The sequence below is a fragment of the Acinetobacter sp. GW821-FHT09D10 genome, from assembly GCF_059416285.1.
The window spans coordinates 267,571-280,424 of sequence record NZ_JBWKOW010000006.1; the positions used below are offsets into that span (position 1 = coordinate 267,571).

Genomic DNA, 12,854 nt, shown 5'->3' on the forward strand with positions numbered 1-12,854 from the left:
TTATATAACTCAAAATGTTGTTGCCCCAAAAAGCGGTGTTTTATTCTTTTCGCCCGCAATTTCCCTGACGAGTTTAGGAACCAAATACCCCGGTAGGTTCGCTAACACATCACGATATATATCATCTATCTCAGATGGTACTAAATCAAAATGTTGTGCACCTTTTACTTTATCTAAAACATGTAAGTAATAAGGCATAACGCGAGCTTCAAATAAACGATAACTTAAATCAATTAATGTTTGCGCAGAATCATTAACACCTTTAAGCAATACTGCCTGATTAAGTACAGTAATGTGCTCGGCAGATAACTGCAACAATTTTGAACAGGTAAAGTCATCGAGTTCAGAAGCGTGGTTTGAGTGTACCACCAGAATAATACGCAGCCTACTGTTTTTTAATAAAGAAATAAGCTCTTCGTCGATACGGTTTGGAATAACAATTGGAACCCGTGAATGAATTCTCAGAATCTTAATTTGTTTGAGAGATGATAAGCGTTCTAGCCAAAGTGCTATTTTACGATTAGAAAGCGTAAGGGGGTCGCCGCCACTCAAAATGATTTCATTAATGTGCGGATTTGCTTCAATATAGTTTTTTATATTTGGCCAATCGTCATTTTTCGGTAAATTTTCTTGATAGGGAAAATGACGACGGAAACAATAACGGCAATGTACCGCACAAGCACCCGTCAAAGTCAGTAAAAAACGTGATTGATATTTATGTAATACACCGGGTAATTGATTTGCTGCTTCTTCGCCTAAAGGGTCAGTTACAAATTCAGGATGTTCCTCAAGTTCTAAATGATGAGGTAAAACCTGTAGCAAAAGCGGGTCAAAAGGGTTTTTAACGTTCATTTTTCCGACGAACGCGCGAGGAACCCGTAATTTAAACTGTTCAGAAGCCAGAATCGCACCTGATAATAGCTGATCGGTGGATAACTCGAGTAGGTTTAGCAACTCCAAAGGATCTGTAATAAGGTCACTCAGTTGCGATTGCCAGTTTTGCTCTTGGTATAAATAGTTTATCATTTGACACGATTAAGATAATGCAACAACGCATTATATCGCATAGTTGACTTGTTAAGTTTGGAGTGTGCCAGTCATGGCCAATTATTCTACAAATGATTTCAAGCCGGGCCTTAAGGTCATGCTTGACAGTAACCCATGTTCAATCATGGAAAATGAATACGTAAAACCAGGTAAAGGTCAAGCGTTCAACCGCGTAAAATTACGTAACCTTAGAACTGGTAAAGTTTTAGAAAAAACTTTTAAGTCTGGCGATACTGTAGAAGCGGCTGACATCGTAGAAGTAGAAATGGACTACTTATACAATGATGGCGAGCTTTGGAACTTCATGGATCCTGTGACTTTTGAGCAAATCGCTGCAGACAAAACTGCAATGGGCGATGCTGCTAAATGGTTAAAAGACGATTCAAATGAAAAATGTACTATTATGTTGTTCAACGGTGTGCCTTTAACTGTAAGTGCACCGAACTTCGTAGTATTAAAAATTGTTGAAACTGATCCAGGTGTACGCGGTGATACATCTGGCGGTGGTGGTAAACCAGCTAAGCTTGAAACAGGTGCGGTTGTTCGTGTTCCGTTATTTGTTCAGCAAGAAGATAGCGTTCGTGTAGATACTCGTACTGGCGATTATTTAGAGCGTGCATAATAGTTAAAAAATAAACTATTATCGAAGGGATGATGTAAATCATCCCTTTTTTTATGCGAAAGTATAAGAGGAAAAAAATTAAAGGAGGAGTAGAGTCACAAGGATTTGATAGAACAGTACATAACAATATAAAAATGCTGTAGTTATTTATTGAGAGGTTAAGAATGGACACAATGCAAGCGAAATCTACGCTTCCCTCCAAGCTGGTCTGGAGCCTAGTGGCAATTATAGGTGCAATTTCTTTTGGGATGCTGGCACTCAGTCGTGGTGAACATGTCAATGCGGTTTGGCTTGTACTTGCTGCAGCATGTGTATATAGCATCGCATATCGATTTTATAGTCTATTTATTGCAACTAAAGTATTTGAATTAAACCCAAGACGTTTAACCCCAGCACATCGTTTAGCCGATGGTCTGGATTATGTTCCCACCAATAAATACGTACTTTTTGGTCACCACTTTGCGGCAATTGCCGGAGCGGGACCATTAGTCGGGCCAATTTTGGCTGCACAAATGGGTTTTTTACCAGGGACAATCTGGCTACTGGTCGGTGTGGTTGTTGCAGGTGCAGTACAAGACTTCTTAGTTTTATTTATTTCAACGCGTCGAGACGGTCGTTCGCTTGGTGAAATGGCAAAACAGGAACTGGGTTCTTTTGCTGGTATCGTTGTAATGCTTGGCGCGCTTGGGGTAATGATTATTATCCTTGCGGTATTGGCCTTAGTTGTGGTTAAAGCACTTGCCCATAGTCCATGGGGTGTTTTTACTATTGCAGCAACTATTCCAATTGCATTATTTATGGGCGTTTACATGCGATTTATTCGCCCGGGACGTATTGCTGAAGTTTCTATTATTGGCTTCGTCTTAATGATGCTTGCCATCGTTTATGGTGGACATGTTGCAGCAGATCCATACTGGGGTGAGTTTTTCACCTTAACTGGAACACAGCTTACATGGTGCCTAATCATTTATGGATTTATTGCTTCAGTATTACCTGTCTGGTTATTGTTAGCGCCACGTGATTATCTATCAACGTTCCTTAAAATTGGTGTCATTCTCGGTTTAGCAGTCGGTATTTTAATTGCATTACCTGAATTGAAAATGCCAGCAGTGACTCACTTCATTGATGGTACTGGTCCTGTTTTCTCAGGTAGTTTATTCCCATTCCTATTTATTACTATTGCCTGTGGCGCCATTTCTGGTTTCCACGCGCTTGTATCAAGTGGTACAACACCAAAACTCATCGATAACGAAGCTGACATTCGTGTGATTGGTTATGGCGGGATGCTCATGGAGTCTTTCGTCGGTATTATGGCGATGATCTGTGCAACTGTCTTAGACCCAGGCGTGTACTTTGCAATTAATGCACCTGCGGCTGTACTTGGTACAACTGTAGAATCAGCAGCAGAAGCTGTTCGTAATTTAGGATTTGTCGTTACCCCTGAAATGTTAACAGTGTTGGCACAGGAAGTAGGTGAAAGCTCGATTCTTTCACGTACAGGTGGTGCGCCTACATTTGCAATTGGTATGGCACATATCATTTCGGAAATTTTCAATAGCCGTTCAATGATGGCATTTTGGTACCACTTTGCTATTTTGTTTGAAGCATTATTCATTTTAACTGCTGTAGATGCCGGTACTCGTGCTTGTCGTTTTATGGTGCAAGACACAGTGGGTATTGTGATTCCTGCGGTTAAATCTTCTGGTTCATTCGTGGGTAACTTAGTGGGTACAGCAGTTGCAGTAGGTGGATGGGGATTCTTCGTCTATCAAGGTGTGATTGATCCACTGGGTGGTGTTAACTCCTTATGGCCTCTGTTTGGTGTTGGTAACCAAATGCTGGCTTCAATGGCTCTCATTTTGGGTACAGTCATTCTGTTTAAAATGAAAAAAGAAAAATATGTGTGGGTGACAATCATCCCAACAATTTTCTTATTCGTGACTTGTATGACTGCGGGTTGGCAAAAGATTTTCCACGAAAATCCAAAGATTGGTTTCTTAGCGCAAGCAAATAGATTTTCAGATGCGATTGCTCGTGGTGAAATTCTTAAACCAGCCAAAACTATTGCTGAGATGCAAAACATTGTGATGTCTAATCAGATTAATGCTGCGCTTTGTGGCTTCTTTATGATTGTATCGATTGTCATGATTATTGCTTCAATTGGTATTGTACGCCGTGCTTTAGCAAGCCCAACACCGACTGTAAATGAATCCCCAGCTGTATATGCTGATCCGGAAGTGGTCACCACACGAGGAGAGTAATGATGAATTTTAAATTTGCAAAAAATGGAACTGTCATTATTGCGAAAATCATCAAAATGACGGTGCTCTCACAAAAAGAGCTATTGCTCTCTCCAAAGAATTGGTCACGCATTGCAACACTGTGGCAGCGTTTGCAGCAAAGCTTTCGACTCATGGTTGGAGTGCCAGATTATCAAACTTATCTGGAACACATGAAGCTTCATCATTCTGATTTAACGCCAATGGATGCTAAAACTTTCTATCGCTATTGTGTCGATGCGCGTTATCCATCGGCTGGCGGTACTTTAAAGAAATGCCCTTGTTAAGTTGAGATTGATATTCAGCTAAACAAAACGGTATGTGGTTAAACCATGTACCGTTTTTCTTTTTTGGAAAATGAAAAAAGTTTGCTTAAAGTCTGCTCATTTGTATTTTTTTCAATTGAAAATCACTTGTTTTGCTTTTGAAAAATGAATATTATGCTTTCCATTCTAGGTGTATAGCTCAGTTGGTTAGAGCGCTACGTTGACATCGTAGAGGTCTCCAGTTCGAGTCTGGATATACCTACCAAGACATTAAAGTCATATAAGCTCGAATAGCTTATATGATTGAAAAAGCCCTAAACTATAATGGTTTAGGGCTTTTTCATTACTTTGTATAAAAGGGTTTGAAATATAGCGATAAATTGAAGCCTATAAATTTACTAATACATTCCTAATTCACAAAACCCCCATACCCCCAAAATTTCCCATCTTTATAAACCCCTCTTAAACAATCACTTATTCATTATTTATTCTTACTTTTTAATGATCTAATTTAAAACAAATGTCATTTTGTGTGCTTGACTGCTAAAGGGCAGAGCACTATCCTTTGCCTGCTGGCCACATTGCCAGTCGGTTTTGACAGACCGTTTCACTCACACATCAGAGCTATTCCATCTGAGGAACAGTTTTGTGTGTACTCTCGTTCCCTCCCGTAGCGGTAGGACGGGAGAGGGACACCTATGGTGTGCTAGTTGAGTGACTAGTCTGTCAACCCTTTTCCGTTCTGCCACCATAATTCTTAATTAATGCTCTGGCAGAACTCCCTATAAAAAGGAGTTGGCTTTGTACATTCTTAATTTCTTGGCAACCTTTGCCAAAAGCTATAACGACACGACTTAAACTTTTAAAGCAGTTTGATCATCTAAAGATTTTCAGGCTTTAAATCATTTCGTCTAAAAACTTAATCAACAATGAAACTTGAGATGTGCCACGCACAGTCTTCACGGGCTTTGCTATGCCTTTTTTTCTCCCAAAAAGAGTAGCGGCTTTTATATCTCATTTATATACAACAAAAATTTAATTTATAACGGTAAAACTATGCCACATTCAGATCTCTCATTTCGTGCTTTAAGCGTGCTTCATACCTCTCGATATCTTTTTAATAAATATGGCTTTCACAAAGTTGGGGGGGACCGAATTATTGAATCTTCAAAAACGCCTAAAGCAACTTTTTATAATTATTTTCACTCAAAAGAACGCCTCATTGAAATGAGTCTAACTTTTCAAAAAGATGGGCTTAAACATGAGGTGCTTTCCATTATTAATGTTCAAAAAAATTTAACCGTAATTGAAAAATTTCGCAAAATTTATTACCTACACGCTGACTTAGAGGGACTTTACCATTTGCCATTTAAAGCTATTTTTGAAATTGCGAAAACACATCCAAAGGCGTATCAGGTGGTCGTTGAATATCGAAACTGGTTTATTAATGAAATCTATAATTTGCTTTTAACCACCAATGTCAATGCTGCCAAACAAGATGCATACATGTTCTTGTTTGTGATTGATGGGGCCATGGTTCAACTTCTAGACTCCAACAAACCAGATGAAAGGGAGAGGTTACTTGAGCATTTTTTGCTGGGGTTTATTTAATCCAAATAAAATTTTATAGAAATAAGAACTATTTAAGTACCTCCGTGTCATAAGGGTTTTAGTTTTTTTCAAATATTCATCTAGTAAAGCTACGTAAAATAAAAATGTTTAATTTTCTACTTTAAAAGTAATTTTTAGGTTGATGGTAATAAAAAAGGGGATATATCCCCCCCTTTTTTAATCATTGTTTTTACCAAGATGAATCAAATTGAATACCGAAATTAAAATTATGGCTAGTTATTCTTTTGAAAATTGATGGTTATTAGATATTGAACAAATGCAGAATTGTAAATACGAATAAAACTAAATTGTCCTATTGTATACAGTAACTGTCCGAATAAGGAATAAAAAGAAAATATAATCATAATATTTTAAAGTTTTGATTAGGTAGGATTCTCTTGAATAAAAAATTCCATAAAGAAAAAGTTGTATTTAAGTACCCCATTGAAAATAATGCATGTTTTCTTTTTACTTCTTCTTATGAGTTGTTTGGGCTAATACGTAAAGCTACTAAGGAAGAAGAATTATTAGGTACGAGGATGGATGAATTTAAAAATATTGATGAATATTGGTTGGATGAATTTAGAATTAATAAATAATATATACAAGATATAAAGTCATATTTTTGTTCTGAATTTTCATAGAAGTTCAAATTTTTTAAATATTTAGGACGATTTTTATATTTAAATGGACATGTTGTTATTACTAATATAAATGAGATCAGGAGAAATGGTAACTAAAATAAGGGTAGAAATATTAATATTCTTGAATATAACTACTTATTTGTGAGAAATTTCACATAATAGGTGGCATGTACGAATGTTAATTTCTTTGCTACTCTTTTTATCGAGGACATCCCAAGAGCCTCACTTTGATTAGTTCTAGAAATAAGAACAGCACCTAAGAGCTTTCAGGCATTCTTAGGTGTTTTTTTTTATAAAGGTAAGTAATCTTCATCTATTAGTATTTTTAATATTTGTCCTTTTTAAACCTATATTTGTCCACTCTGAATTAAAAATATTGAATATAATTTTATATATTGTTGAATTTTATACATTTTTTAAGTTATATTTTAATGTGGGTGTAGGTTGAATATGAATTTCTATTCTTTTGCAATGTTTTTTTATATTATTATTCTCATAGTATCAGTTGTACTATCGGTAATATGGTTTTTAAGTCAAAAAGATAATCCATATTTAAGTTTATTTGATAAGCTTCTCATTCTAATATTTAGTCCGATTATATCATTAATACTATATTCATTTATACTTGTCATATATAGTTATTTTTTTGAAAGATCTTTTTAATAATTACTGTTTCGATATTTTTGTGGTGAATAACCTGTCCAACTTTTAAATGATTTACTGAAACTAGTACTGCTTTTAAAGCCTAGTTGATAGGCTACCTGTTTGAAATTTAGCTTTGTCATAGTTAGTAAGGTAATTGCCTTTTTTATTTTATACTCAGTAACTAAATTTCTAAATGTTTCCCCTTCAGCTTTTAGCTTTCTTCTAAGTGTACGAGGATGCATATTTAGCTGGTTAGCTAATGTTTCTTCATTAGGAAGATCATTTCCAGATTGATTAAAAATAAAATTAATTTTATTTTTTAGTTCACTGTCTGTTTTTTGAATTGCTTTTGAAAGTTCTAAAAAATGTAAAATTTTTTCTTCAATTATAGAAAAACTTATAGGATCCAATTTTTCCGTAAGTTTAGATCTTGACACCCCAAAAGAAATTCTATTTTCATTTGAATTATAAATTATTTCACAATTGAAATATTCTTTGTAGTAGTTTGGCTCTGCAGGAGGGGCAAATGTTACATAGATTTTTTTAGGATAATCAATAAAAGGAACTAAAGTTTTAACAATATTTAATAGTTGACTTAGGTGATATTCTACAGAAAAAATATAACCATCCTCATTAGTGAATTGGAATAGTAATGGTTCAATGGTAAAATAAAAATGCCGATCAAAGAACATTTCGATCTTTGCAAATGGAAAAGTATGTGTTTGATGGTCTATAATAAACTGTAATGCTAAAAGATAATTAGGTTGTATTAATGCTCCTAGTTCTAGTATCCATAATTGAGATAAATTAACTTCCCCCATATCTAAGGCAAGATTTTTCAATTTAAGTTTTATACAGTAATTAATTAAATATTTTGATAAATTGTTATTAAAGTCTAAGTCAAAATTTAACTCACGACAAATAGAGCCACATATTTTTTCATAATAGTAGTTATCAATAAAATTGTTTTGTAATAGATATTCACAAATTATACATGCATGCTTAGTTCGTGTAACCATAATTAAACTAAATACTACCAAGTCAATATTTAATAATAGTTATATCTTATAGAAAGTTATATGTTCTTTCTTTTTCATTTGATGCTTGATTGGGACATTTTTATGCCTAATATGGTCTGTATATAATATATTTATTGGTTTATTTATTTATAATTTTATGTTTTTTATTATATATATTGGTATTTTGTATTTTAAAAATGTAAAATATAAAGTAAATTTAATAAAAATAACTAAAATATTTAAAAAATAATATTTATCTTTAATTTATAACTTATTTTTTCAACAAGTATAGATAAATTTTATGTGAAAAATAACATAAATTGTTTTTTGATTTTTATTAAATTGACTGGTAATTTTAAAGCTGAAAGTATCCCCAAGTACTTTCAGGTATTTGGTTTAAGTGGAACTTACCATTAGTTGAGCCACCTAAGGCTATTATAAAATATTCTTAGGTTTTTTAATTTTTTGCTTTTATTTGAGTTTTGTAGATGAATTTGTTTAGTCCTGCTAAAAAGCTTAGAAACGTTTATTTTCGTTTTGGAGAGCATGAGTTTATTTTACTATCAGTTTTTATTTTTTCAGCTTATAAACAAAATTGGAATTCTAATCAAATTAATAAAGTTTTAAAAGAAGCTAGAAAGTCAGATTATAATCATTTGATCAATACACTAAGAACTCATTCACTAAAATGAATTTAAATTTAAAATTTATTTACTCTTAAATTAAATTGGTTGTAGTAATTTAACTAATATATTATTTTTAATATTAATCTAAATAACCGATTTTAAATTTTTTACTTTATTTTAAGAAGTAATCGATATCTTTGAATTTAACAGGCATTTACTAAAAAACTTCTTATTTTGTAGCCTGTAATATTAGCTAGTGCATCTGCTAGTAAATAGTAGTCATGAGTAAAATAATTAATAGATTTTTGATAGTTATCATAAAAATTAATAATATTATCTAGTCTAAATCTTGTGCAGCATGTTATAAACTCCTATTTAGTATCTTATGTGATCTAAAATAATAATCTTGATAATAGTATATGAATTTTATGATTGGTATTTTATATTTAAAAATATTTAATCAATTTGGGAAAATTAAGTATTACAGAAAATAACCCTGTATTGAATTGTTATTATAACCTGGCAATTAATTAGGAATCTTAATGATGCAAATACTCAAGTAATCGGTTTGTTAGTTTTTTTAAACTTAATCAAGTTGCATTACATGGAATGTTCAAAACTTCTATTCTTATTTTAAAGGATTTTCTTTCTAAGTCCTCAGGTCCTCACTTAAAAATGCATTAGTAATAAGACCTCTGAAAGATTATAAGTTATCTTTCAGAGGTCTATTTTAAATATTAATTAACGTATTAGACTTACCAAGATGACTCTAGTTGAATACCGAAATTGGAACCATGGCTAGTGTTATAGAAACTACTATCCGGATAAATTGAGTCTCTCAACTTCTGCTCATCATCATTCCAGAAGGCGTAGGTATAGTATAAACGCAACTCAGGTCGGTCATAAAAACCTGTTCCCTTCATTGACCACGTTGGAGCAATCGTCAGTTTGGTTAAGTTACGGTTTTGATTGTTACTATCTATCTGGTCAAATCCAATTTCTGTTGAAATCTTGAAGTGATCCTGCACGACATAAGCAACACGTGAACCTATCGAGAACCATTCACTATCATCCTGATTTTTGAATTGATCCTTTTGGTAGAGGAACTGTGCCTGTCCATTAAACTTCTTGTTGTCAGTTTCCCAATCCAGAACCTCAATGAATCGTACTGATGAATTATCACGGTCAAGCTCAGGATTACCGGTATAACTTAACCCCATTCCGGTCCCTTCACCATACTGCAGCGCAACTGTATTCTTACCATTGAGAACGTTCGAAGTTACATTCTGAAGGGTTAATGCCCAACCTGTATGATCTCCGTCTACAATCGATAAACCAGTGTTGAGCTTGTTTGTACTGTTAAGCTCGATACCTTTAACAGTGAAGTCATGTCGATTAATGTATTCCTTCTGGAATAAATTATCCTTTCTGGAAAAAACATAACTTAAAGACAGGTCATTCACTTTATAGTCATCAATACCAAATCCTGTTCCACTTTGATTCCAGTAAAAGAAATCTGACATATTGATATCATTACGATTGTAATAACGTCGACCTACCCAGAAATTACCACCATTTAGAAAGGAAACATTAGTCCAATCTAAATAAATTTGAGGCAGGCGAGTAAAACCATTTTCACCATCAAATGTTAAGGCTTGACCGTATTGGTTATAAAATGCTGCCATAGCATTAATATTAATTTTGGAGTTGTCTGAAAGGGTCAATAAATTTTGAGAAGCAGCAAGCTCTCCATATTGCTCACATTCATTTCCTAAACGATATTTGGATGGTGCACCAGTGAGTTGAAAACACTCTTGTGTTTTTCCATTGTCAGTTACCCCCATTCCGGTACGGAAGTAGCCGCTAAAATCAGCAGCAGAAGCAATCTGAGATAATACAAAAACTGTTGTTCCAACAATCCATGGGGTTCTTTTCATTTAAAATTCCTTTTTTTAAGCATGTGTTTATCTAACCCCACTTATAAATTAAGTAGGGTTGGATAGAGGGATGACACGGGGTTTACTTAATTCGGATTAGTTCCGTTATAAGCATTCTGTAGCAAATGACGGATCGCATTCTTCTCGATAGGTTCTGGGTTCCAGTATGGGTTTGCTAAAGCAATATCCGTTGCTTTATCCAAATCCTGTTCTGTTAAACCTAATGATGCGAGAGAGGTTGGACCGTCAAGGTCTTTAATAAGGTTAAACAAGGCATTTGCTGCCGTACTACCAGCTGGAGCGTTTAAAGCTCTTTTAATACGTTGCATTGCTTCTGGCGTAGCTTTCTCGTTATAAGCAATAGCATGAGGGAGGACTACAGTATGGGTTGGGGCATGTGGCAAGTTAAAGCTTCCACCTAATGTATGGCAAAGCTTATGATGAATAGCCATTCCGACATTACCTAAAACATACCCACATAACCATGCTCCATAGAGGCATAAACTTCTTGCCTCAATATCCTGAGCATTATTTTTTAATTTACGTAGGCCTTCGGCTAAAGCGCGTATACCTTCTTCAGCCAAGAGTGACATAATAGGATTACCATTCTGGGCGTATAAACCTTCAGCAGCATGTGCAATCGCATTAATACCACTAGTAATTGACATCTCTAGTGGAAGAGTTAATGTCAACTCAGGGTCATAGATGACTGTTTTAGGAAGGACACGAGGATCTTTCCCTGTTTTCTTGATGCCATTTTCAGTAATTCCATAAACTGGAGTCATTTCTGATCCAGCATAAGTAGTAGGAATTGCTAAAATAGGTAGATCATATTCTAAAGCAATAGCTTTACCTAAACCGGTTGTAGAGCCACCACCAACGGCAATAGCACAGTCAGCCCCTAATTCTTTAGCTACTTCTCGAGCTTCTTTAGCTGATTCAATGGGTACATGCATGACAGCTTTTGAATAAATACCTACTGAAACATCACCTAGAATTGAAGAGATTTTTTCGGCTAATTCAACTTGTTCCGGAGTACATAAAACTAAAGCTTTTTTTGCACCCAGAAGCTCAATCTCTCTTTGCAAAAATTTGATAGAACCAGCACCAAAAATTACTCTGCTCTGAGGAATATCATAGATAAAATCAGTATTCATAATAGGCTCGCTTAAGGTAAAGGGGTAGGCTGGTATGCGTAAAATAGCCATTCGTTATTTTCTTTTTTCCAAATAGCTAGAGATTTATTTCTAAGTGTTTTTTCAACAGTGCCAGCGATAAGTTCTGAATGCATTTCACCAAAAACTAATGCTAGATCACCAAAAACTTTAATTTTACTAACGGGGTGGGTGATCCATTTGTAATCATAAAAACCACCAAATAATTTATTTAGGTATGATTCTCTAGTATCTGTTACACCACTAGTATGTGTATAAGTCATATCTGGGTGAGCCAATTTTGCAAAATCTTCATATCGCTTCTCAACGATAGCTTTGAATCTCTCATCTTCCAGACGTTTAATTAAAATATCGTCCATATCAATTACATTTCGTTATAAAACATAATTTCATCCTAACGATTTTTTTTATTTTAAAAATACTGATTTGGAAAAATATATTTTCATTATTGGAAGAATAAAAATATGGCAGTTTTTATTTTAAAAAGAGTCCAATATCTAAAATTAAATTTTTAAATTTCGTTTAAATAAACATAAAGACCCTATTCTGGATAAATACAGAATAGGGTCTTTATTTATAAGTTTTTAACTTACTTTTTCGATAATCAAAGCGATGCCTTGACCTACGCCAATACACATTGAACACAAGGCATAACGACCACCTGTTTGTTCAAGCTGGTTTAGGGCTGTAGTCACAAGGCGTGCACCTGATGCACCCAATGGATGACCCAATGCAATTGCACCGCCGTTTGGATTGACCTTGTTAGAATCATCTGGCAAACCTAAATCACGGGTCACAGCTAAAGCTTGTGCAGCAAAGGCTTCATTTAACTCAATCACATCCATCTGATCTAAAGTCAGATTGGCTTGTTTTAGTAATTTTTTAATCGCTGGTGCCGGAGCAAAACCCATAATGCGTGGTTCTACACCCACCGCTGTTGAAGCAATGATCTTGGCACGCGGTTTTAGGTTATAAGTTTGAAC

10 protein-coding genes, 1 tRNA gene and 1 pseudogene are annotated in these 12,854 nt (G+C 34.5%); 6 read left to right on the top strand and 6 right to left on the bottom strand.

The annotated features are described in order from the left end of the window. Positions 1-9: 9 nt before the first annotated feature. Entirely contained in the window at positions 10-1,026 is a 1,017-nt protein-coding gene (gene epmB / locus AC07M3_RS14785) for an EF-P beta-lysylation protein EpmB (protein ID WP_494567635.1), read from the bottom strand. A gap of 73 nt (positions 1,027-1,099) precedes the next feature. Here epmB and efp point away from each other — a divergent pair, with 73 nt between their 5' ends. From efp to AC07M3_RS14815, 6 genes are all read left to right on the top strand, one after another. After that, positions 1,100-1,669: an elongation factor P gene (gene efp / locus AC07M3_RS14790; protein WP_004643557.1), complete on the top strand. Its 570-nt coding sequence runs from the start codon at positions 1,100-1,102 to the stop codon at positions 1,667-1,669. 164 nt (positions 1,670-1,833) lie between these two features. After that, positions 1,834-3,930: a carbon starvation CstA family protein gene (locus AC07M3_RS14795; protein WP_494567636.1), complete on the top strand. Its 2,097-nt coding sequence runs from the start codon at positions 1,834-1,836 to the stop codon at positions 3,928-3,930. Then, on the top strand, positions 3,930-4,235 hold the full coding sequence (locus AC07M3_RS14800; RefSeq protein ID WP_004643555.1) for a YbdD/YjiX family protein: 306 nt from the start codon (positions 3,930-3,932) through the stop codon (positions 4,233-4,235). The genes AC07M3_RS14795 and AC07M3_RS14800 overlap by 1 nt, the downstream gene beginning before the upstream one ends. A 167-nt stretch (positions 4,236-4,402) precedes the next feature. Continuing rightward, positions 4,403-4,479 (top strand) — tRNA-Val (locus tag AC07M3_RS14805). A gap of 791 nt (positions 4,480-5,270) precedes the next feature. Continuing rightward, positions 5,271-5,825: a TetR/AcrR family transcriptional regulator gene (locus AC07M3_RS14810; protein WP_494567637.1), complete on the top strand. Its 555-nt coding sequence runs from the start codon at positions 5,271-5,273 to the stop codon at positions 5,823-5,825. A gap of 398 nt (positions 5,826-6,223) precedes the next feature. Further along, positions 6,224-6,424 (top strand): hypothetical protein, encoded by a 201-nt coding sequence (locus tag AC07M3_RS14815; RefSeq protein WP_199964622.1) that lies wholly within the window; start codon positions 6,224-6,226, stop codon positions 6,422-6,424. Between the two features lie 704 nt (positions 6,425-7,128). On the opposite strand, the gene AC07M3_RS14820 is transcribed toward AC07M3_RS14815, so the two are convergent. The 5 genes and pseudogenes from AC07M3_RS14820 to AC07M3_RS14840 form a co-directional block, all read right to left on the bottom strand. Further along, positions 7,129-8,133 (bottom strand): helix-turn-helix transcriptional regulator, encoded by a 1,005-nt coding sequence (locus AC07M3_RS14820; RefSeq protein ID WP_199964621.1) that lies wholly within the window; start codon positions 8,131-8,133, stop codon positions 7,129-7,131. A gap of 1,381 nt (positions 8,134-9,514) precedes the next feature. Next, the gene (locus AC07M3_RS14825) at positions 9,515-10,696 is read right to left on the bottom strand and encodes a maltoporin (RefSeq protein ID WP_494567638.1); all 1,182 of its coding nucleotides are present in this window, start codon (positions 10,694-10,696) and stop codon (positions 9,515-9,517) included. A gap of 86 nt (positions 10,697-10,782) precedes the next feature. Continuing rightward, the gene (locus AC07M3_RS14830) at positions 10,783-11,853 is read right to left on the bottom strand and encodes a maleylacetate reductase (RefSeq protein ID WP_494567639.1); all 1,071 of its coding nucleotides are present in this window, start codon (positions 11,851-11,853) and stop codon (positions 10,783-10,785) included. Between the two features lie 11 nt (positions 11,854-11,864). Further along, positions 11,865-12,230 carry a nuclear transport factor 2 family protein gene (locus tag AC07M3_RS14835; protein ID WP_199964618.1) on the bottom strand — a complete coding sequence of 122 codons (366 nt, stop codon included), beginning with the start codon at positions 12,228-12,230 and terminating at the stop codon, positions 11,865-11,867. 225 nt (positions 12,231-12,455) lie between these two features. After that, positions 12,456-12,854 (bottom strand): annotated as a pseudogene (locus AC07M3_RS14840) (acetyl-CoA C-acyltransferase); the annotation flags it as partial.